The organism is Ensifer sp. LBL, assembly GCF_050435225.1.
Classification (GTDB): Bacteria; Pseudomonadota; Alphaproteobacteria; order Rhizobiales; family Rhizobiaceae; genus Ensifer.
Genome location: NZ_JBNDJY010000001.1, coordinates 175,023 through 195,649, shown reverse-complemented (window position 1 = coordinate 195,649; position 20,627 = coordinate 175,023). Strand labels below are relative to the sequence as shown.

Below are 20,627 nucleotides of genomic sequence, written 5' to 3'. Positions count from 1 at the left end.
GGTCATCGTCGTCAACTGTCATATTTGCCCTATCGCATGTGAACGCCGGGTGAATTGTGACATCAGGTTTTCATTTCCCCGCATCGTCGTGGAAATGTTCGTAGACCAGCCGCGCCACCGTTTCGGAAATCCCGGCGACGGCCATCAGGTCGTTGATGCCGGCGCGCGAGACGGCCTTGGCGGTGCCGAAATGCGTGAGCAGCGCGCGCTTGCGCGTCGGCCCGATGCCGGCGATCTCGTCGAGCGGATTCTTGACCATCTCCTTCTTGCGGCGGGCCCGATGCGAGCCGATCGCGAAACGGTGCGCCTCGTCGCGCAGCCGCTGGATGAAATAGAGCACCGGATCGCGCGGCGGCAGCGTGAAGCTCTCGCGGCCGAGCGCGAAGAAGCGTTCACGGCCGGCGTCACGGTCGACACCCTTGGCGACGCCGATCGCCGTCACGCAGTCCTCGACGTCGAGCTCCTTGAGAATGGCGCGCACCGCCGTCATCTGGCCCTGACCGCCGTCGATGAGGATGACGTCGGGCCAGGCGGGGAAGGCGGCATCGTCACCGACGTCCACGCTCCGGTCCGGCTTGCCTTCCTCTTTCAGCAGCCGTGAGAACCGTCGTGTCATCACTTCGCGCATCATGCCGAAGTCGTCGCCCGGGGTGATGTCGGTCGATTTGATGTTGAACTTGCGGTACTGGCCTTTGACGAAGCCTTCCGGGCCCGCGACCACCATGCCGCCGACGGCATTGGTGCCCATGATGTGCGAGTTGTCGTAGATCTCGATGCGGCGCGGCGTGCGCTCCAGCTTGAAGGTTTCCGAGAAGCCTTCAAGCAGGCGCGATTGCGAGGCCGTTTCGGCCAGCTTGCGGCCGTGGGCTTCGCGCGCATTGGCGAGCGCGTGGTCGACGAGATCCTTCTTCTCGCCGCGTTGCGGCACTTGGATCGCGACCTTGTAGCCGGATTTCTCGCTGAGTGCCTGGCCGAGCAATTCCTGCTCTTCCACCGCTTCGCAAAGCAGGATCTGCCGGGGACAGGGCTTGTCGTCATAGAATTGCGCGAGGAACTGCGAGAGCACCTCGGCCGTCGGCAGCGAAGGATCGGCTTTCGGGAAATAGGCGCGGTTGCCCCAGTTCTGTCCGGTGCGGAAGAAGAAGACCTGGATGCAGGAGATCCCGCCCTCGTGGTGGATCGCAAAGACGTCCGCTTCCTCGACGCCGGAGGGGTTGATGCCCTGGTGGCTCTGGACGTGGCTGAGCGCGGCCAGGCGGTCGCGGTAAAGCGCCGCCCTTTCGAAGTCGAGGTTCTCGGCTGCCTCGCCCATGGCGGCAGCGATCGTCGCCTTCACCGCCTGGCTCTTGCCCGAGAGGAAGTCCTTGGCCTCCTGCACCAGTTCCGCGTAGCCCTGATCGCTGATTTCGCCCGTGCAGGGCGCCGAACAGCGCTTGATCTGGTAAAGCAGGCAGGGGCGCGTGCGCGTCTCGAAGACGCTGTCGGTGCAGGTCCGAAGCAAAAAGGCGCGCTGCAGCGAATTGATCGTGCGGCCGACCGCGCCCGCGGACGCGAAGGGACCGAAAAAGTCGCCCTTGCGGCTGCGTGCGCCGCGATGCTTGTAGAGCGCCGGCGCCCGGCTGTCGCCGGTTACCAGGATATAGGGAAACGACTTGTCGTCGCGCAAAAGCACGTTGAAGCGTGGGCGTAAGCGCTTGATCAGGTTCGCTTCGAGCAGCAGCGCCTCGATCTCCGTGCGCGTCGTCACGAACTCCATGTTCGCGGTCTCGCGCACCATGCGGGCGATGCGGTTGGAATGGCCGCGCCCCTGGGCATAGTTGCTGACGCGTTTCTTCAGGCTGCGCGCCTTGCCGACATAGAGAACGTCGCCGGCCTCGTTGAACATGCGGTAGACGCCGGGGCCGTTCGGCAGCAGCTTGACGAAGGCCTGGATCAGTTCCGCGCCCTTCAGCCCCTTGGTCTCCGAGTGATTCTCGTGCCACGCGACGACGGGCGCGACGCTGCTCGCGTCAGACACTTCGATCAGGTCGTCGTCGTCTTCCGTTTCGTTGCCGTCATAAAGGATGCCGCCGTCGGCCGGCACGCGTCCATTCATTCCACTATCTCCCTGATGTCGGGCGTTTCCCAGGCGAGGTGCTGGCCCCCGTCCAGTGCGATCATCTGCCCGGTAATCGACGGCGTGTCGAACAGGAAGCGGATCGTGCGTCCGAATTCGTCGAGCGTCGGCCCGCGCTTCAAGATCAGCGCATCGACCTGCGCCTCAAAATCTTTCGGGTCCTGCCGTTCGTTCGGCAGCGTCGGCCCGGGGCCGATGCCGTTGACGCGGATGCGCGGGGCGAGCGCCTGCGCCATCGTCCGGGTTGCCGTCCAAAGCGCCGACTTGGACAACATATAGGAATAAAAGCGCGGATTGGGAGCCCAGACGCGCTGGTCGATGACATTGATGATGAGCCCGCTGGCATCGGCGGGCAGTAGCGCGGCGAAATCGCGCGCCAGCAGGGACGGGGCTTTCACATGCAGCGCGAAATGCTGGTCCCAGACCTCTTCGTCGAAGGCATCGAGGCTGTCCTTCTTGAACAGCGACGCATTGTTGACGAGCAGGTCGATCGGTCCGAGCGCTGCCGTCGCGCGCTCGATCAGTGTCGACGTCGCGCCCGTATCCGTAAGGTCGGCTCGAATCGCGACGGCATTCGTTCCGGCCTCTACGAGGGTTTTGGCCAGGGCCTGCGCTTCGTCAAATGAGGCATCGGCATGAATGGCGACGGCAAAGCCGTGGGCGGCCAGGTCCTCCACTATAGCTTTGCCGATCCTCTTGGCGCCCCCGGTTACGAGTGCCGCCTTCAGTGCTTTCTTCAACGTTTCATCCCGCTTTTTCGAATCTTCGCGTCAGCGGACGAAGATATAGGGAAGAAACGCGGGGCTGAAACACTCCCTGACGATTCCTTGCCCAAAAATTAATGGAATTGGCGTAAATTGTATTATTTTGCGTGCTTATAGTATAGTTTTCGTTAATCTTGAATCATGGTTAACAAATCTCCTGTGGCGCCAAAGCAACATCAAATTTTGGGCGCGTTTGTGCCACCAAAATTTCACAATTTGGCTCTTGTGAATCCGCAATTGCTGGCCAATTTCAGCTCAACCGGGCGGGTTAATTAAAAGTTGTCCGATGTTCCACTGCGGGACCCCAAGCCCGAGGGGCATCGGTACGAAAAGGAGAATGTTTATGCGTACGCTCACCACCACCCTCATGGCTTCGGCTATGACCCTCATCGCCTTCCAGGCCGCCCAGGCTGCAGACGCGATCGACGAAGTTCCGGCAGCTCCGCAGGCCGAATACACCGAGCCGGCAGCGAAGAACTGGTCGGGTGCCTATGTCGGTGGTACCGCCGATTGGAAGCATGGCCAGCACGATGCGACCGGCAGCAACACCGCAGCCGGCTTCGGCGGCGGCCTCTATGGCGGTTACAACGTTCAGGACGGCCAGATGGTATACGGCGGTGAAGCCGACATCGGCTACTCCGGCCAGGATTCGACCAAGGGCAACCTGCGCATGAAGCAGGGCGTCAACGGCTCGCTCCGCGGTCGCGTCGGTGTCGATCTGAACCCGGTCCTCGTTTACGGTACCGCAGGTCTCGCCGTCGGCCAGACCAAGGGCACCGTCGGCGGCGCTTCCGACAAGAACACCATGGTCGGTTGGACCGCAGGTGTCGGCGCGGAAACCTTCGTCACCGACAACATCACCGCACGCGTCGAGTACCGTTACACGGACTACGGCTCGAAGGACTTCCGCATGGGCGGCACCAACGTTTCGTCGGGCTACGACGAGCACAGCGTTCGCGTCGGTATGGGTGTGAAGTTCTGATCGGCTTCGCCAGATCAACGAAAAAGGCCGGGTCACCCCGGCCTTTTTTGTGCTTTCTGTTCAGGCCTTGAACTTAGGGTAATCCGGGAAGTGTTTTTCGAACTTCGCCGGCCAGTTCTTCAGCTTGGCGCGTCCCTTCTGCCATTCGCCGGCAAAGCGCAGCTCGATGTAGCGCAGCATCGCGGCGAGCGCGAAATGGCCGGCATTGAGCTTGGCCCCGGTCTTCGGCAGGTTGGCATTCAGATAGTCGAGGCTGCGCTCGACCTTTTCCCATTGCCGGTCGATCCAGGGCTGATGCACCTTTTCCGGCGGATGGGAGCGCTTCTCGTAGACGATCGACAGCAGGCTGTCACAGATACCGTCGCACAGTGCTTCCAGCAACTCGACGTCGGTGCGCTTTCCGGCATTCCTCGGATAGAGCTTGCCCTTGGTTTCCCGGTCGATGAAATGCATGATCGTACGGCTGTCGTAGAGCGCCTGTCCGTTGTCGAGAATCAGCGTCGGGATCTTGCCGAGCGGATTGTTGTCGATCAGCTCCGGCGGGTTGGCATTGGTGTCGGTCAGGACACTTTCGGCCGCATAGCCCGCATAATGCGCCGCCATGCGCACCTTGGTCGAATAGGGCGAGGCGGGCGAGTACAAGATCTTCATCGAGCGTCTTTCCTTCCAGGGATTGCGAGATGGGTTTCTAACAGGCGCCTTCTCCGGCTGGTCAAGGCGCCGGGGGCAGCGACACGCTTTCTTTTCGGCAGGCCTGGCGATCGACCGCCGGGCAGGCGCGGAAATTGAGCGACTTGTCGAAGCAGATACGGATTTCTTCGAGCCGATTGCCCTCGCAGGTTACGGCGACAGCGTCTTTCGTCATGCCAGGGTTCTTGGCGACGAGCGCGTCTTCGATGGCGGCAACACGCAGGCCTTTTTCCTGCGGGGGAGGTGCGAGCTCCGATGGCAGCGTCAGCCGCTCCCAGGCCGCGCGTGTGACGGCGAAGTAATCCTCCTGGCTGAGGCCGGAACAGGTCCCGTGCTTGCGCCATTGGTGGCCGATCAGGCCCATCGATGGAATGAGGTCGAGATATTGCTTGCCGAGCGACGAGGGCACGCGATCGGACTGCCGTGTCGGGCAGAAGTCAGGATAGCCCCGTTCGTTCTGCGGCCACAGGCCATGCACGATCAGGCCGCGATTGCCGCCGACTTCGCACTGGCTGGATTTTCCCTTGGGGTCGTTGTCGCCGCACCAGGTCGGCGACCAGGAAAGCGAGAGCACGTAGAAATCGAACCCGCTGCCGAGCGGAACCGCAGCGGCTGCCTTTGTCGTCTGCTGCCCTGTCGCCGTCGGCGCCTTCTCGGTGCTCTGGTCGCTGCAGGCAGCAAGGGCGGTGACAATAAAAAGCGCCGGCAAAAGCCGGCGCACATTCCGGAATGCTTTCATGATTAGCGAAGCGAGGCGCAATACGCGCCGTAGACATACCAGGGATCGAGGCCGCCGACACAGAACTCGATGCTTCTGCCGACGCCGGCAAAGCCCCACGGGCGTTCGATGAGGTAATAGAGCGACCGCTGTTCGCCGTTGGTCATCACCGCGGTTCCGTAGCAGTATTCGCGCTCGACGAGATGCGTCTCGTCGCGGAACTCCTGCCGGTTCTGCCCCATGTTGCGGATTTCGGCGATCGAGAGGTTGGCGTGAAGGTAGTTTGCATCCCGATACGCGAACCGGGATGTGATGAAGCCGAGGACCGAGGATTCGCTGCAGACCCCGGCGTTGTAGGATTGCGCCTGGCCGCTGCCGATATAGTCGGCGGCGATGGCGCCCGGCGCCGTAGCACCCGCGAGGGAAAGCGAAATGAGAAGCGTGGCGGCGAGCGTGCGAGTCATGGGCGTCTCCCTATGTCGTCACATGAGATTGCGGTGCGTCGCGCCCGTCCGTCAAGCCCCTCGGGTTGTCTGTTCTTCGCCGCGCAGCCAGAAGCAGCGGCTGGACGCGAAACGATCCTGCCCCAGCCGGGTTTTCAGGAACGGCAGCAGCAGGTCGAGCTCGCTCTTCAGCGTGAAGGGCGGGTTGACGATGATGAGGCCGGAACCGGAAAGCCCGGTGGTTTCCCGGTCGCTTCTGACCGACAGCTCGGCGCAGAGCATCTTCGGGATGTCCAGCGCCTTCAGCGCCTCATGAAACGCCTTGATCGGCGCGCTTTGCTTCAGGGGATACCACAAGCAGTAGACGCCGCCGGTAAATCGGCGGTAGCCGCGCGCAAGGCCATCGGCCAGCCGCTCGTATTCGCCTTCCTTCTCGAAGGGCGGGTCGACGAGAATCAATCCGCGCTTTTCCTTCGGCGGCAGGTGCGCGCCCAGCGCCAGCCAGCCGTCGAGCTCGGTGACCCGGCTTTGGAAATCGGCGTCGAACAGCCGGTGCAGGGTCTCAAAGTCGTCCGGATGCAGTTCCATCGCCGAAAGCCGGTCCTGGGGGCGGAAGAGCATGCGCGCGAGCTTCGGCGAGCCGGGGTAGAGCGTCAGCTCGGAGCCGGGGTTCAGGGCGCGTATGGAAGAGAGGTAAGGGGCAAGGATCGCCGCGATCTCCGGCGGCAATTCGCCGTCGAGCAGCCGTCCGACGCCGTCGCGCCATTCGCCGGTCTTCTGCGCTTCCTCGCTGGAGAGGTCGTAGAGCCCGATACCCGCATGGGTATCGAGAACGCGGAACGCCTTCTCCTTCTGCTGCAGATAGGTGACGAGCCGCGCCAGCACCGCGTGCTTCAGGACGTCGGCGAAATTGCCTGCGTGATAGATGTGCCGATAGTTCATGAGCGCCGCCGATGGCTGTGATCAATAGTTGCGATGGGTGGGCGATTGGCTCTTTGAGCCGAAATGCCGATGCCATATAGAAAAGCCATGAACGTTGCGACCCCCATCAAAGCAGAAAAAACCATCGGCCACTCGGTCTGTCCGCACGACTGTCCCTCGGCCTGTGCCCTGGAAGTCGACCTGACCGCCGAAGGGCGGATCGGCCGTGTGCGCGGCGCAGCCGCCAATACCTACACCGCCGGCGTGATCTGCGCCAAGGTGGCGCGGTATTCCGAGCGCATCTATCATCCCGACCGTCTGATGGCGCCGAAGCGTCGCAAGGGCGTCAAGGGCGAGGGTAGCTGGCAAGATGTGAGCTGGGAGGCGGCGCTCGACGAGATCGCCGATCAGTTCGTTCGCGCCGAGCAGAAATATGGCGCCGAGACCGTGTGGCCTTACTTCTATGCCGGCACCATGGGCCAGGTGCAGCGCGACTCGATCGACCGGCTGCGTCACGCCAAGCGCTATTCCGGCTTCTTCGGTTCGATCTGCACCAACATGGCCTGGACCGGTTTGAGCATGGCGACCGGCGCCCTGCGCGGCCCCGACCCGCGCGAGATGGCCAAGGCCGATTGCGTCGTGATCTGGGGTACGAATGCGGTCGCCACCCAGGTCAACGTGATGACCCATGCCGTGAAGGCACGCAAGGATCGCGGCGCGAAGATCGTCGTCATCGACATCTACGACAATCCGACGGTCAAGCAGGCGGACATGGGCCTGGTGCTGAAGCCGGGCACTGACGCCGCACTAGCCTGCGCCGTGATGCACATCGCGTTTCGCGACGGCTACGCCGACCGGGCCTACATGGCGAAATTCGCCGATGATCCGGCCGGCCTTGAAGCACATCTGACGTCGCGCGGCCCGGAATGGGCGTCGGCGATTACTGGTCTGTCGGTCGAGGAAATCGAGGCCTTCGCAAGACTGGTCGGCACGACGCCGCGGACTTATTTCCGGCTTGGCTACGGTTTCACGCGCCAGCGCAACGGTGCCGTCGCCATCCACGCGGCAGCATCGGTCGCGACTGTTCTCGGTTCCTGGAAACACGAAGGCGGCGGCGCCTTTCACTCCAACAACGACATCTTCAAGCTCGACAAGCGCGAATTGATCGGCTCGGCCTTCCACGATCCGGATGTCCGTATGCTCGACCAGTCGCAGATCGGCCGTGTGCTGACCGGCGACGCCGAGGCGCTGCGCCATCGTGGTCCCGTGACGGCGATGCTGATCCAGAACACCAACCCGGTGAATGTCGCGCCGGAACAGCGGCTGGTGAAGCGCGGCTTCCTGCGCGACGATCTCTTTGTTGCCGTGCACGAGCAGTTCATGACCGACACGGCCGCGGTCGCCGATATCGTGCTGCCGGCAACCATGTTCCTGGAGCATGACGACCTCTACCGCGGCGGCGGCCACCAGCACATCCTGATCGGCCCCAAGGTGGTGGAGCCGCCCTCGACCGTGCGCACCAATCTCTTCGTGATCGAAGAACTCGCCAGGCGACTTGGCGTTGCCGATCATGCCGGTTTCGGCCTGACGGAGCGTGAGCACATCGACCGGCTGCTCGCCAACTACGGCATCGGCTACGAGGAGATGAAGCGCCAGAAGTGGCTCGACTGTCAGCCGGCTTTCGAGGAGGCACATTTCCTCAAGGGCTTCGGCCACCCCGACGCCAAGTTCCGCTTCAAGGCGGACTGGACGGGAACGCCGGCGCCGAACCGGCCGCCGAAGTCGATGGGCACTCAGGGGCCGCACCAGGCGCTGCCGGAGTTTCCTGATCATGTCGACCTCATCGAGGTCGCCGATGCCGAGCACCCGTTCCGGCTGGCGACCTCTCCGGCTCGGTCCTTCCTCAACTCGACCTTTGCCGAGACGCCATCCTCGATCCAGAAGGAAGTGCGCCCGGAAGTGATGGTTCATGCGGAAGATGCCGCAGAACTCGGCATTGCCGATGGCGATATCGTCCAGCTCGGCAACGTCCGCGGCCAGGTGCGTCTGCATGCGAAGATCGGTGGCGGCGCCCGCCGCGGCGTGGTCATCGCCGAGGGCCTGTGGCCGAATGGCGTGCATCTCGACGGGGAGGGCATCAACGTGCTCACCGGCGCCGATGCCGTTGCGCCCTATGGTGGTGCCGCCTTCCACGACAACAGGGTCTGGGTAAGGTTGGCGCGCTAAATCAGGTTGTAGAACGGCAGACGGAACCTCCCATGAGCGGCGATCACAACCACGCAGATGTCACGAGCACGCCGGTTTCAAGGCTTTGGGCCTCGCTTGGCCTGACGGGCGGCTTCATGCTGGCCGAAGTGGTCGGCGGGATCCTGACCGGCAGCCTGGCGCTGATCTCCGACGCGATGCACATGCTGACCGACACGGCGGCCCTTGCGATCGCGCTCGTCGCCATCCATGTCGGCCGCCGCCCGTCGGACCTCCTGCGCACCTATGGCTACGCCCGCTTCGAGATCCTGGCTGCCGCCTTCAACGCGCTGCTCCTGCTCGGTGTCGCCTTCTACATTCTCTACGAGGCCTGGAAGCGGCTGTCCGAGCCGCAGGAGATCCAGTCCGGCGGCATGCTGGTGATTGCCGTCATTGGCCTTCTCGTCAATCTCGCCTCGATGCGGCTGCTCACCAGCCACAAGGACGAGAGCCTCAACGTCAAGGGCGCCTATCTCGAAGTCTGGTCGGACATGCTGGGCTCGGTCGCCGTCATCGTCGGAGCGGTGGTCATCTGGCTGACCGGGTGGCAATGGGTGGATTCGCTGCTCGCTGTCGGCATCGGCTTCATGGTCTTTCCGCGCACCTGGGTGCTGCTGAGGGAATGCGTCAACATCCTGCTCGAAGGCGTGCCGCCGGGTATGCGCCTCGCCGATGTCCACGCGACGATTGCCGCCGTTCCCGGTGTTGCCTCCGTGCATGACCTGCATCTTTGGGCGATCACCCAGAGCCAGCCGTCGCTGACCGCTCACGCCGTGCTTGCCGACGGCGCCGATGCCGAGACCGTGCGCCGCGCGATCGAGGACCGGTTGCGCGCGACCTTCGACCTGCACCACACGACGCTGCAGATGGAGCGGGAAGACCGCACGGCGACAGAACACATCCACTGATGGCCAAATGGCGGGATCGCACTCGCCGGAGAAGGAAGTTGCATGAGCACCCACCATGACCCACGCGTCAGGATCGTCGGCCGCCGCACGCTGTGGAAGGGCTTTGCGCACCTGGAAGAGGTGACGTTCGAACAGCAGATGTCCGATGGCGCGATCGTGACGCTGAAGCGGGAGATCCACGACCATGGCAATGCGGCGACCATCCTGCTCGTCGATGCCAGGCGGCAGAGCGTCATCCTGGTGCGGCAACTGCGCGTGCCCGTGCTGCTCCAGGGCGACCCGGCCTATCTGATCGAGGCGGCCGCCGGGCTTCTGGACGGCGACACTCCGGAAGAGGCGATCTGCCGCGAGGCACTGGAGGAGACGGGCTACCACGTCCAGGACGTCATCCACCTCTTCGACGTCTATATGAGCCCTGGCGCGCTGACCGAGCGCACGAGCTTCTTTGCCGGCCACATCGACGCCACCGAGAAGCGCGGTGACGGCGGCGGGCTTGCGCATGAAGGCGAGGACATCGAAGTGCTGGAGATCCCCTTCGACGAAGCCTTCGCGATGATCGCTGGCGGCGAGATCCGCGACGCAAAGACGATCATGCTGCTGCAGTGGGCGAAGCTGAACCGGCAGGAACTGTTCGCCTAAGGGATTGTTTTGTAAGACTATTATTTATTACGGATATTTCACTTTTTGATCCGCATCGGGTAAGCTAAAGCGCTGATGTCCTCATTATCGACATGGGCGCTTCATGACACCCTCTCTACCGGAACGTGCAGCCGACGACGAACAGCAGGCGGAGGGAGGCTGGATCGCCTTCCTGCGCCGCAACCGTCGCTATCTTTCGGCTGCCGGTACGCTCCTTGTGATCGCTCTTTTCGGCTTTGCGATCTTTCACCTGACATCCGAGGTTCAGTACGACGAAGTCGTCCAGGCATTGGCGGACACCAGCTGGACGGCGGTTACGGCCGCGGTGTTCTTCACCGCATTGAGCTTCCTCGCGCTCACCTTCTATGATGTCAGCGCACTCGATTATATCAGGCGCAAGCTGCCCTATGCCGACGTGGCGCTGACGGCGGCTTCGGCTTATGCGGTCGGCAATACCGCGGGTTTCGGGGCGCTCAGCGGCGGCGCCATCCGCTACCGTTCCTATTCGCGCCTCGGCATCGAGCCGGAAAACATCGCCCGGATCATCGCCTTCGTGACGCTCGCCTTCGGGCTCGGACTGCTGACGGTGACCTGCCTCAGCCTGCTCGCTGTCGGCGAATATGTGGCGCCGATGACCGGCATGGATCCGTTGGTGCTGCGCGTGATCGCCGCCGTCATCCTCGCCGGGCTCTTCAGCGTGTTCTTTCTGGCGCGGGACGGGCGGGCGGTGAGCCTCGGCCGGCTGACCTTGCGGCTGCCGGATTCACGCACGGTTTCGCGCCAGTTCCTGGTGACGGCGCTCGATCTCGCCGCCTCGGCGACGGTTCTCTATGTTCTCTTGCCCGCCGGTACGATCGGCTGGCCGGCCTTCCTAGCGGTCTATTCGCTGGCCGTCGGCGTTGGCGTCTTGAGCCACGTTCCGGCCGGCCTCGGCGTCTTTGAGACGATCATCATCGCGACGCTCGGCCACAATGCCGACGTCGACACCATTCTCGGCGCGCTGGTGCTCTACCGCGTGATCTATCACGTGTTGCCGCTGGTGATCGCGATCGCCGTGGTCATCGGCATCGAACTCCGCCAGCTGTCCGGCCATCCGGTCGCATCGAGCGTACGGCGCATCGGCGGCCGCATGACGCCGCTCCTCTTGGCGACGCTCGGCATCGTGCTTGCGATCATGCTGGTGCTTTCCAGCGTGACGCCGACGCCGGACGAAAACCTGGCATTCCTAGAAGGACTGCTGCCGCTGCCGATCGTCGAAGGCGCGCACTTCCTTGCGAGCCTGCTCGGCCTCGCCCTTGTCGTCGTCTCGCGCGGGTTGGCGCTCAGGCTCGACGGTGCCTGGTGGGCCTCGATCGTGATTGCTGTCGCCGCGCTGCTGCTGTCGCTGATCAAGGCGATCGCCGTGGTGGAAGCCGGCATGCTGGCCTTCTTCCTGGTGGGTCTCATCGTCAGCCGCCGCCTGTTCGTGCGGCCTGCCTCGCTGTTCGGGCAGGCGCTGACGGTGCCGTGGCTGACGGCGCTGGGCGTCATCTGCCTGGGCGCGCTGGTCGTCCTGCTCTTCGTCTATCGTGATGTCGAATACAGCCATGAACTCTGGTGGCAGTTCGAATTCTCCGCCGAAGCGCCGCGCGGCCTTCGCGCGCTTCTCGGCGTTACCATCGGCGCGAGCATGCTTGCGATCTGGAGCCTGATGCGTCCGGCAACCGGAGCCGCCGAACCTGCCTCAGACGACGCGATGGAGCGGGCGCTTTCGATCGTCGAGGCGCAGGACATGTCCGATGCCAACCTGGTGCGCATGGGCGACAAGAGCCTGTTGTTTTCCACTGACGGCCGCGCGTTCATCATGTATGGCCAGCGCGCCCGCTCCTGGATCGCGCTTTTTGATCCCGTCGGTCCGGTCGATGCCTGGCCGGAGCTGATCTGGCACTTCATCGAAAAGGCGCGCGCGGCAGGCTGCCGGGCGGTCTTCTACCAGGTCTCGCCCCAAGGGCTTGCCTACTATGCCGATGCCGGGCTGCGCGCCTTCCGGCTCGGTGAACTCGCGCGTGTCGATCTCGCCCGCTTCGAACTGAAGGGGGGCAAATGGGCGAACCTGCGCCAGCAGGTGAGCCGCGCACAGCGCGACGGGCTCGAATTCCGTGTCGTAGCGCCCGAAAACGTTCCGGACGTCATGCCGGACCTGACCGCGGTGTCCGATGCCTGGCTCGCGCATCACAATGCCAAGGAGAAAGGCTTCTCGCTCGGTGCCTTCGATCCCGAGTATCTTCGCGAGCAGCCGGTGGCAATCCTCACCTGTGGCGGGCGTACGGTCGCATTCGCCAATATTCTGGTGACGGCGACCAAGGAGGAGGGCACCGTCGATCTCATGCGCTTCTCGCCGGATGCGCCGAAGGGGGCCATGGATTTTCTCTTCGCCCAGGTGATGGAGTATCTGAAGGCCGAGGGCTACCGAACCTTCAACCTTGGCATGGCGCCCCTGTCGGGCATGTCCACGCGCCAGATCGCGCCGGTCTGGGACCGGGCCGGGCGCACCTTCTTCGAACACGGCGAACGGTTCTACAACTTCAAGGGCCTGAGGGCCTTCAAGTCGAAGTTTCATCCGCAGTGGCAACCGCGCTATCTTGTCGCCAGTGGCGGCATCAATCCGATCCTCGCCCTGATGGATGCGACATTCCTGATTGGCGGCGGTCTCAAGGGAGTGGTGAAGAAATGATCCGTGTCGCGAACGCCTGGAAATGCCTGACTTCGGCGGCGCTGCTGCTCTCGGCATCGATGTTCCCCGCTCTCGCCGAGGACGCACCGAAGAGCTATGATACCGGGATGATCCCGTCGCCACGCATCATGCTGCCGAAGGAAAAGGCGGCCGCACTCGTCGTGCTGCTGTCGGACGCGGCCGGCTGGACGGACAAGGAACAGGCGATCGCCGACACGCTGACGGATGACAAGACCGTCGTCATCGGCATCGACCTCAAGGCCTATCTCGCCTCGCTCGCCAAGGATGATGGCGATTGCATCTACATGGTCTCCGATATCGAATCGCTCAGCCAGCAGGTGCAACGCGCGGTTGGCACGGACGCCTACCAGCTGCCCGTCGTCGCGGGCGTCGGTGCTGGCGGTGCGCTGGCGCTGGCGATCGCCGCCCAGACGCCACCGGCAACCATCGGCCAGACGCTAGCAGTCGACCCGGAGGAGGGGATCGCGCTTGAAAAGCAGCTCTGCACCCCGGCCGAAAAGGTGAAGAAGGGCGACCGCATGGTCTATGGACTGACCGACGGCGTCTTGCCCGACCCGGTCTCCGTCGTCTTTTCTCCCGCAGCGTCGGCGGACGGGCGCGCCCATGTGGCGGCGCTGATCGCCAAGCACCCGGACATCGAGCAGGAGGACAGCGAAGACGACGCCTATACGACGCTGTCCGATCACCTCACCGATATCATCGACAGTGAGCGCGACGCCGGCAATCCGTTCGGCCTGCCCTTGACCATCCTCGACGCAAAGCCGACCCGTGACACGATGGCGGTGATCTATTCGGGCGACGGCGGCTGGCGCGACATCGACAAGGAAGTCGGCGACGTGCTGCAGCAGCAGGGCGTTCCGGTCGTCGGCTTCGATTCCCTGCATTACTTCTGGTCCGAGCGCGATCCGCAGGTGACGGCGGACGACCTTGCCAAGGTGATGAGCTACTACCGCAAACACTGGAACGTGCGAAACGTGCTCCTCATCGGCTACTCCTTCGGTGCCGACGTCCTGCCGCGAACCTTCAACCTGCTGCCGGCTGGCGAAAAGGCCCATGTTCGCCAGGTGACCTTGATGGCCCTCTCGCACATGGTTGATTACAAGGTTTCGGTGCTGGGTTGGCTGGGGGCTTCGGGCGACGGCAAGGGCGGTGATCCGCTCGACGACATCAAGCGCATCGATCCGGCGCTGGTGCAATGCATCTACGGCACCGACGAAGAGGACGATGCCTGCCCGCAGCTGAAGGGCACCGGCGTCGACGTCATCGGCATCGACGGCGGACACCACTTCGACGAGGATTATCCGGCTTTGACACGGCGCGTGCTCGACGCTCTCGATCGCCGGCTCGCGTCGGCGAAGTGACCATTTGATCTAGTCAGGCTGCCGGTGAGATCAGCGTGGCGTTCGCTTCGGCGGCGCTCTCGCTCACCGCGCGGCCGCCTTCCATGCGCACTTTGCCCTCGGCCATCAGCCGAAGCGCCATCGGATAGGTGCGGTGCTCGACGGTCAGCACCCGTGCCGCAAGGCTGTCGGATGTGTCTCCGGGCTGAACCGGGACCACCGCCTGCGCGAGGATCGGACCTTCGTCCATGCCCTCGGTGACGAAGTGCACCGTGCAGCCGGCGACCTTCATGCCGGCGTCGATCGCCCGCTGATGGGTGTGCAGGCCGGGGAAAAGCGGCAGCAGCGACGGATGGATGTTGAGGATGCGTCCCTCGTGCCGCTGGATAAACGTCGCCGAGAGCAGGCGCATGTAGCCGGCGAGGCAGATGATGTCCGGCGACAGCCGGTCGAGTTCGGCAAGGATTGCCGCTTCGTGGGCGTCCTTGCTGTCGAAGTCCTTGCGCAGGAAAGCGCTGGTAGGGATGCCAAGCGCCTCGGCTTTGGCAAGGCCGCCGGCATCCGCCTTGTCGGCGATGACAGCGATGATCTCGGCCGGGAAGTCCGGCTCGGCGGTCGCCTTTGCGAGCGCCAGCATGTTGGAGCCGCCGCCCGAAATGAAGACGACGACCCGCTTCTTACCCGTCGAGACTTCTGTCGTCATAGGGCGAGGTTGCCCTTGTAGATCGTGCCAGCTGCCCCTTCTTCGCGGGCGACCATGCGGCCGAGCGTGAAGACGATTTCGCCTTCGCCGGTCAGCACGGACGCGACCTCTGCAGCCTTGTCGGCCGGAACGACAGCGATCATGCCGACGCCGCAGTTGAAGGTGCGCAGCATTTCATTGGCGGCAACGCCACCGGTCTGGGCAAGCCAGGAGAAGACCTTCGGCGCCTTGATCGCGTCGAGATCGATCTCGGCCGCGAGATGCTTCGGCAGCACGCGCGGAATGTTCTCGGGGAAGCCGCCGCCGGTGATGTGGGCGAGCGCCTTGATCGAACCGGTCTCGCGGATCGCCTTCAGGAGCGGCTTCACATAGATGCGCGTCGGCGTCATCAGCAGGTCGGCAAGCGTGCCTTCGCCGAACGGCGCAGGGGCGTCCCAGGCAAGGCCCGAGAGCGTGACGATCTTGCGCACCAGCGAATAGCCGTTGGAATGCACGCCGGAGGAGGCTAGGCCGAGGATGACGTCGCCTTCGGAGATATCGCCAGCCGGCAGCAACTGACCGCGTTCGGCAGCACCGACCGCGAAGCCCGCGAGGTCATAGTCGCCGCCCGAATACATGCCGGGCATTTCGGCGGTCTCGCCGCCGATCAGCGCACAGCCAGATTCGCGGCAGCCCGCGGCAATACCGGCGACGATCGCTGCACCCTGGTCCGGGTCGAGCTTGCCGGTCGCGAAATAGTCGAGGAAGAAGAGCGGTTCGGCGCCCTGGACGACCAGGTCGTTGACGCACATGGCGACGAGGTCGATGCCGACGGTGTCGTGCTTGTTGGCGTCGATGGCGATCTTCAGCTTGGTGCCGACGCCGTCATTCGCGGCCACCAGAACCGGGTCGGTGAAGCCCGCAGCCTTGAGATCGAAGAGGCCGCCGAAGCCGCCGATCTCGCCGTCGGCACCGGGGCGCCGGGTCGAGCGCACATGCGGCTTGATCTTCTCGACCATCAGGTTACCGGCGTCGATATCCACGCCCGCGTCGCTATAGGTGAGACCGTTCTTTCCCGACTGGCTCATGCTCGTTCTCCAAGGCTCGTCGTGCGACAGGTATTTTGCGGATGCGATTGGCACGGCAGGCAAGGGAGTGCAAGCCGAGAGCAGACATTGGCGGCGTTTTTTCAACATTTTGCCCATATCCCACGGCGCAAGCCAGTCCGCTTGGCTTTAAACTGGATGACTGCACCGGTCGCACTTGACCGTTACGCGCACCGCCCCCTATCTCCTTGACAGGGTTGTGATACGCAACAGTGGCGAGCGGCGCCTCAAGAGGAATGTCATGGATATCAAGGTCAGCGGTTCCGGATTGCAGCGTCAGGTCATTTTCTGGCTGCTGGTGCTTGCCGCCTTCATTGCCTTTCTGATGGTCTTCAGCTCGATCCTGCTGCCGTTCCTGGCCGGCATGGCGCTTGCCTATTTCCTCGACCCGGTCGCCGACCGCCTGGAGCGCTTCGGCCTCAGCCGGTTGATGGCAACGGTGGTGATCCTGGTCGGCTTCGTCGTCGTCTTCGTGCTGGCGCTGATGATCATCATTCCCGTCATCGTCAGCCAGGCATCGGACTTCATCGCCAATATTCCGGGCTACGCCTCGAAGCTGCAGGTGCTCGTCAACGAGGCGCAGGCGCGGCTGATCCCCGATTGGCTGGCAAGCCAGATGCCGTCGCTGAAGCAAAGCTCCGGCAAGCTGCTCGAACAGGGCGCCGCCTTCGTCGGCACGCTCTTCCAGCAGATCTGGAACTCCGGCGTGGCGCTGCTCGATGTCATCTCGCTGCTGGTGGTCACCCCCGTCGTCGCCTTCTACATCCTGCTCGACTGGGACCGGATGGTGGAGAAGGTCGACAGCTGGGTGCCGCGCGACTACGTCTCGGATGTGCGCCAGATCGCCCGCGACATGAACGCGACGATCGCCGGCTTCGTACGCGGGCAGGGCTCGCTCTGTGTCATTCTCGGCCTTTACTACGGTATCGGCCTCTCCTTGGTCGGTCTCAACTTCGGCCTGCTGATCGGCCTCTTTGCCGGCATGATCAGCTTTATTCCCTATGTCGGATCCATGGTCGGCCTGGTTCTCGCCGTCGGCGTCGCCCTGGTGCAGTACTGGCCGGATTATCTCTGGATCGGCCTTGTGCTTGCCGTCTTCTTCAGCGGCCAGTTCATGGAGGGCAACATCCTCCAGCCGAAACTGGTGGGCAAAAGCGTCGGCCTGCACCCGGTCTGGCTGATGTTTGCGCTGCTTGCCTTCGGTGCGCTCTTCGGCTTCGTCGGCCTTCTGGTCGCGGTGCCGGCAGCAGCCGCCATCGGCGTGCTTGTCCGCTTCGGCATCCAGCGCTACCTTGATAGCGACCTCTATCACGGGCACGGCAAAGCCGTGGAAAAGAAGGCGAAGAGCGACAAGGCCGCCTGATTTCCGACGATTGTCCCGAGTACAGCATGACAAAACGCCCATTTGAACAAATCCCCCTGGCCTTCGGCCACGACCCGGCGACGGGTCGTGAGGACCTGCTCGTCTCTGACAGGCTGAGCGCGGCCATCGCCATCGTCGACCATTGGCCGGACTGGCCGGCGCCGGTGGTCATCATCGCCGGCCCGGTCGGCTCCGGAAAATCACACCTCGCCAGCATCTGGAAGGAGCGGGCAGGGGCGGAAGTCATCCATCCGCTCGCCGGCTCCGATGCCGCGTTGATCGCGGCCGAAAGGCCCGTTCTCTTCGAGGATGCCGACCGCAGCGGTTTCGACGATACGACGCTGTTCCACGTCATCAACAACGTGCGCCAGCATGGCACCAGCCTGTTGATGACGACGCGGCTCTGGCCGATGTCCTGGCCGGTGACGCTGCCGGACCTGCGTTCGCGCCTGAAGGCCGCGACCGTGGTCGAGATCGGCGAGCCGGACGACGAATTGCTGACGCAGGTGCTGATCAAGCTCTTTGCCGATCGCCAGCTCCTCGTCGACGAGCGGCTGGTCGGCTACATCGTCCAGCGCATGGAACGGTCGCTCGAAGCCGCGCAGACGATCGTCGAGCGCATCGACCATCTGGCGCTCGCCCGCGGCACGAAGCTTTCGCGCGCGCTCGCTTCCGAAGTGCTCGAAGAACTGGGAAATCAGCGTCGGTCCGATTGACTGTCACAGAACCGTCGTCAAACTGAGATAGCCGGTGCAGCCGGAGCAATGGGATCTGAAAAGCATGGATAACGCGCTATCTGCGGTGAACGAAAATCAGGCATCGGCGGAGGACGTCGACCTGCTGACGAGCCCGCAGCGCTTCATCAACCGCGAATTTTCCTGGCTGCAATTCAATCGCCGCGTGCTCGAGGAAACGCTGAACACCGCACATCCGCTGCTGGAGCGCGTCCGCTTCCTGTCGATCTCGGCCGCCAACCTCGACGAGTTCTTCATGGTGCGCGTCGCCGGCCTCGAAGGCCAGGTGCGCCAGGGCCTCTCGATGCGTTCACCCGACGGCAAGACGCCGGTCGAGCAGCTCGAAGACATTCTGAAGGAAATCGACAATCTGCAGATGGAGCAGCAGGCCTCGCTCGCCGTGCTTCAGCAATATCTCGCCAAGGAAGACATCCTCATCGTTCGCCCGGCCTCGCTGTCGGCGCAGGACAGGAGCTGGCTTGCCAACGAGTTCGACCAGGCGATTTTCCCGGTGCTGACGCCGCTCTCCATCGATCCGGCCCATCCGTTCCCGTTCATTCCGAACCTCGGCTTCTCGATGGGCCTGCAACTGGTCAGCAAGACCGGCCGCGAGCCGATGACGGCGCTATTGCGCCTGCCGGTGGCGCTCGACCGCTTCATCCGGCTGCCGGACGTCAAGAACGTCATCCGCTACATTACGCTCGAAGATATGGTCAGCCAGTTCATCGACAGGCTGTTCCCGGGCTATGAGGTCAAGGGCTCCGGTACCTTCCGCATCATTCGCGACAGCGATATCGAAGTGGAGGAAGAGGCCGAAGACCTGGTGCGCTTCTTCGAGACCGCGCTGAAGCGCCGTCGCCGCGGTTCGGTGATCCGCATCGAGACCGATTCGGAAATGCCGGCGTCGCTGCGCCAGTTCGTCGTCCAGGAACTGGGCGTCCCGGAAAACCGGATCGCCGTCCTGCCGGGACTGCTAGCACTCAACACTTTGTCCGAAATCACCAAGGCTCCGCGCGACGATCTGCGCTTCGAGCCGTACAATCCGCGTTTCCCGGAGCGCGTGCGCGAGCATGCCGGCGATTGCCTGGCGGCGATCCGCGAAAAGGACATGGTGGTGCACCACCCTTACGAGTCCTTCGACGTCGTCGTGCAGTTCCTCTTGCAGGCGGCGCGCGATCCTGATGTCGTCGCCATCAAGCAGACGCTCTACCGCACCTCGAACGACAGCCCGATCGTGCGTGCGCTGATCGACGCTGCCGAGGCCGGCAAGTCGGTGACGGCGCTGGTCGAACTCAAGGCCCGTTTCGACGAGGAAGCCAATATCCGCTGGGCGCGCGACTTGGAACGCGCCGGCGTGCAGGTTGTCTTCGGCTTCATCGAACTGAAGACCCACGCCAAGATGTCGATGGTGGTGCGGCGCGAAGAGGGCAAGCTTCGGACCTATTGCCATCTCGGCACCGGCAACTACCACCCGGTCACGGCGAAGATCTACACCGACTTGTCCTTCTTCACCTGCAATCCTGTGATCGCCCACGACATGGCGAACATCTTCAATTTCATCACCGGCTATGGCGAGCCGGAAGCGGGCATGAAGCTGGCGGTCTCGCCGCACACGCTGCGTCCCCGCATCCTCAGGCATGTCGACGAAGAGATCGAGCATGCCAAGGCCGGGCGCCCGGCTGCGATCTGGATGAAGATGAACTCGCTCGTCGACCCCGAGATCATCGACGCCCTCTACAAGGCGAGCCGCGCCGGCGTCGAAATCGACCTTGTTGTGCGCGGCATCTGCTGCCTGCGGCCGCAGGTCCCGGGGCTCTCCGACAATATCCGTGTCAAGTCCATCGTCGGTCGATTCCTCGAACATTCCCGCATATTCTGCTTCGGCAACGGCCACGGGCTTCCATCGGAGAATGCCCTTGTCTATATCGGCTCGGCGGATATGATGCCGCGCAATCTGGACCGGCGGGTCGAGACGCTCGTGCCTCTCATCAACCGGACTGTGCACGAACAGGTTCTGTCGCAGATCATGCTGGGTAATCTCATCGACAACCAGCAGAGCTACGAAATTCTTCCCGATGGCACCTCTCGCCGGATGGAAGTCGGCAAGGACGCCGAGCCTTTCAACGCACAGCACTATTTCATGACCAATCCCAGCCTCTCCGGCCGGGGCGAGGCCCTGAAGTCCAGCGCACCGAAGCTCATAGCCGGCTGGAAGAGCGGCTGGCACAAATAAACTGGAATTG

At 63.4% G+C, this 20,627-nt stretch carries 17 protein-coding genes; 9 read left to right on the top strand and 8 right to left on the bottom strand.

Going from position 1 to position 20,627, the window contains the following annotated elements:
• Nucleotides 1-70: 70 nt before the first annotated feature.
• Entirely contained in the window at nt 71-2,095 is a 2,025-nt protein-coding gene (uvrC, locus tag OKW20_RS00935) for an excinuclease ABC subunit UvrC (protein ID WP_429169710.1), read from the bottom strand.
• The gene (locus OKW20_RS00930) at nt 2,092-2,856 is read right to left on the bottom strand and encodes an SDR family oxidoreductase (protein WP_429169709.1); all 765 of its coding nucleotides are present in this window, start codon (nt 2,854-2,856) and stop codon (nt 2,092-2,094) included. Before OKW20_RS00930 ends, uvrC begins: the two co-directional genes overlap by 4 nt.
• Before the next feature lie 367 nt (nt 2,857-3,223).
• Here OKW20_RS00930 and OKW20_RS00925 point away from each other — a divergent pair, with 367 nt between their 5' ends.
• Nucleotides 3,224-3,862, top strand: coding sequence for an outer membrane protein (locus OKW20_RS00925; RefSeq protein WP_043611409.1), 639 nt, complete (start codon nt 3,224-3,226; stop codon nt 3,860-3,862).
• Between the two features lie 60 nt (nt 3,863-3,922).
• On the opposite strand, the gene OKW20_RS00920 is transcribed toward OKW20_RS00925, so the two are convergent.
• The 4 genes from OKW20_RS00920 to OKW20_RS00905 all read right to left on the bottom strand — a co-directional run bounded on the left by OKW20_RS00920 (nt 3,923) and on the right by OKW20_RS00905 (nt 6,655).
• A complete protein-coding gene (locus tag OKW20_RS00920) occupies nt 3,923-4,513 on the bottom strand; it encodes a glutathione S-transferase (RefSeq protein WP_429169708.1) in 591 nt (196 codons plus the stop codon).
• A gap of 61 nt (nt 4,514-4,574) precedes the next feature.
• Nucleotides 4,575-5,291 (bottom strand): ribonuclease T2 family protein, encoded by a 717-nt coding sequence (locus tag OKW20_RS00915; protein WP_429169707.1) that lies wholly within the window; start codon nt 5,289-5,291, stop codon nt 4,575-4,577.
• Between the two features lie 2 nt (nt 5,292-5,293).
• Nucleotides 5,294-5,734, bottom strand: coding sequence for a hypothetical protein (locus OKW20_RS00910; protein ID WP_429169705.1), 441 nt, complete (start codon nt 5,732-5,734; stop codon nt 5,294-5,296).
• A gap of 51 nt (nt 5,735-5,785) precedes the next feature.
• Nucleotides 5,786-6,655 (bottom strand): 23S rRNA (adenine(2030)-N(6))-methyltransferase RlmJ, encoded by an 870-nt coding sequence (locus tag OKW20_RS00905; protein ID WP_429169704.1) that lies wholly within the window; start codon nt 6,653-6,655, stop codon nt 5,786-5,788.
• A gap of 69 nt (nt 6,656-6,724) precedes the next feature.
• Between OKW20_RS00905 and OKW20_RS00900 the strand changes: the two genes are divergently transcribed.
• The 5 genes from OKW20_RS00900 to OKW20_RS00880 all read left to right on the top strand — a co-directional run bounded on the left by OKW20_RS00900 (nt 6,725) and on the right by OKW20_RS00880 (nt 14,520).
• Nucleotides 6,725-8,860 carry a molybdopterin-containing oxidoreductase family protein gene (locus tag OKW20_RS00900; RefSeq protein WP_429169703.1) on the top strand — a complete coding sequence of 712 codons (2,136 nt, stop codon included), beginning with the start codon at nt 6,725-6,727 and terminating at the stop codon, nt 8,858-8,860.
• Nucleotides 8,861-8,892: 32 nt separating this feature from the next.
• The gene (locus tag OKW20_RS00895) at nt 8,893-9,786 is read left to right on the top strand and encodes a cation diffusion facilitator family transporter (protein WP_043611413.1); all 894 of its coding nucleotides are present in this window, start codon (nt 8,893-8,895) and stop codon (nt 9,784-9,786) included.
• A 42-nt stretch (nt 9,787-9,828) separates the two neighbouring features.
• Nucleotides 9,829-10,425, top strand: coding sequence for an NUDIX domain-containing protein (locus OKW20_RS00890; RefSeq protein ID WP_429169702.1), 597 nt, complete (start codon nt 9,829-9,831; stop codon nt 10,423-10,425).
• A 103-nt stretch (nt 10,426-10,528) separates the two neighbouring features.
• On the top strand, nt 10,529-13,138 hold the full coding sequence (gene mprF, locus OKW20_RS00885; RefSeq protein WP_429169701.1) for a bifunctional lysylphosphatidylglycerol flippase/synthetase MprF: 2,610 nt from the start codon (nt 10,529-10,531) through the stop codon (nt 13,136-13,138).
• Nucleotides 13,139-13,197: 59 nt separating this feature from the next.
• Nucleotides 13,198-14,520 carry a virulence factor family protein gene (locus OKW20_RS00880; RefSeq protein ID WP_429171116.1) on the top strand — a complete coding sequence of 441 codons (1,323 nt, stop codon included), beginning with the start codon at nt 13,198-13,200 and terminating at the stop codon, nt 14,518-14,520.
• Nucleotides 14,521-14,533: 13 nt separating this feature from the next.
• Here OKW20_RS00880 and purN read toward each other — a convergent pair whose 3' ends face one another.
• A complete protein-coding gene (gene purN / locus OKW20_RS00875; protein ID WP_429169699.1) occupies nt 14,534-15,202 on the bottom strand; it encodes a phosphoribosylglycinamide formyltransferase in 669 nt (222 codons plus the stop codon).
• A complete protein-coding gene (gene purM / locus OKW20_RS00870; RefSeq protein WP_429169698.1) occupies nt 15,199-16,269 on the bottom strand; it encodes a phosphoribosylformylglycinamidine cyclo-ligase in 1,071 nt (356 codons plus the stop codon). The genes purN and purM overlap by 4 nt, the downstream gene beginning before the upstream one ends.
• Nucleotides 16,270-16,528: 259 nt before the next feature.
• Between purM and OKW20_RS00865 the strand changes: the two genes are divergently transcribed.
• The 3 genes from OKW20_RS00865 to OKW20_RS00855 all read left to right on the top strand — a co-directional run bounded on the left by OKW20_RS00865 (nt 16,529) and on the right by OKW20_RS00855 (nt 20,617).
• A complete protein-coding gene (locus tag OKW20_RS00865) occupies nt 16,529-17,650 on the top strand; it encodes an AI-2E family transporter (RefSeq protein WP_429169697.1) in 1,122 nt (373 codons plus the stop codon).
• A gap of 26 nt (nt 17,651-17,676) precedes the next feature.
• Nucleotides 17,677-18,366: a DnaA regulatory inactivator HdaA gene (hdaA, locus tag OKW20_RS00860; protein WP_043611420.1), complete on the top strand. Its 690-nt coding sequence runs from the start codon at nt 17,677-17,679 to the stop codon at nt 18,364-18,366.
• 64 nt (nt 18,367-18,430) lie between these two features.
• Nucleotides 18,431-20,617, top strand: a complete 2,187-nt coding sequence (locus tag OKW20_RS00855; protein ID WP_043611421.1) for an RNA degradosome polyphosphate kinase — start codon at nt 18,431-18,433, stop codon at nt 20,615-20,617.
• Nucleotides 20,618-20,627 lie beyond the last annotated feature (10 nt).

Coding starts and splice junctions, on each gene's coding strand:
- uvrC (WP_429169710.1), bottom strand. CDS start 2,095: ATGAATGGACGCGTGCCGGCCGACGGCGGCATCCTTTATGACGGCAAC.
- OKW20_RS00915 (WP_429169707.1), bottom strand. CDS start 5,291: ATGAAAGCATTCCGGAATGTGCGCCGGCTTTTGCCGGCGCTTTTTATT.
- OKW20_RS00925 (WP_043611409.1), top strand. CDS start 3,224: ATGCGTACGCTCACCACCACCCTCATGGCTTCGGCTATGACCCTCATC.
- OKW20_RS00910 (WP_429169705.1), bottom strand. CDS start 5,734: ATGACTCGCACGCTCGCCGCCACGCTTCTCATTTCGCTTTCCCTCGCG.
- OKW20_RS00895 (WP_043611413.1), top strand. CDS start 8,893: ATGAGCGGCGATCACAACCACGCAGATGTCACGAGCACGCCGGTTTCA.
- OKW20_RS00905 (WP_429169704.1), bottom strand. CDS start 6,655: ATGAACTATCGGCACATCTATCACGCAGGCAATTTCGCCGACGTCCTG.
- purN (WP_429169699.1), bottom strand. CDS start 15,202: ATGACGACAGAAGTCTCGACGGGTAAGAAGCGGGTCGTCGTCTTCATT.
- OKW20_RS00890 (WP_429169702.1), top strand. CDS start 9,829: ATGAGCACCCACCATGACCCACGCGTCAGGATCGTCGGCCGCCGCACG.
- hdaA (WP_043611420.1), top strand. CDS start 17,677: ATGACAAAACGCCCATTTGAACAAATCCCCCTGGCCTTCGGCCACGAC.
- OKW20_RS00855 (WP_043611421.1), top strand. CDS start 18,431: ATGGATAACGCGCTATCTGCGGTGAACGAAAATCAGGCATCGGCGGAG.
- OKW20_RS00900 (WP_429169703.1), top strand. CDS start 6,725: ATGCCATATAGAAAAGCCATGAACGTTGCGACCCCCATCAAAGCAGAA.
- mprF (WP_429169701.1), top strand. CDS start 10,529: ATGACACCCTCTCTACCGGAACGTGCAGCCGACGACGAACAGCAGGCG.
- OKW20_RS00865 (WP_429169697.1), top strand. CDS start 16,529: ATGGATATCAAGGTCAGCGGTTCCGGATTGCAGCGTCAGGTCATTTTC.
- OKW20_RS00920 (WP_429169708.1), bottom strand. CDS start 4,513: ATGAAGATCTTGTACTCGCCCGCCTCGCCCTATTCGACCAAGGTGCGC.
- OKW20_RS00880 (WP_429171116.1), top strand. CDS start 13,198: ATGTTCCCCGCTCTCGCCGAGGACGCACCGAAGAGCTATGATACCGGG.
- purM (WP_429169698.1), bottom strand. CDS start 16,269: ATGAGCCAGTCGGGAAAGAACGGTCTCACCTATAGCGACGCGGGCGTG.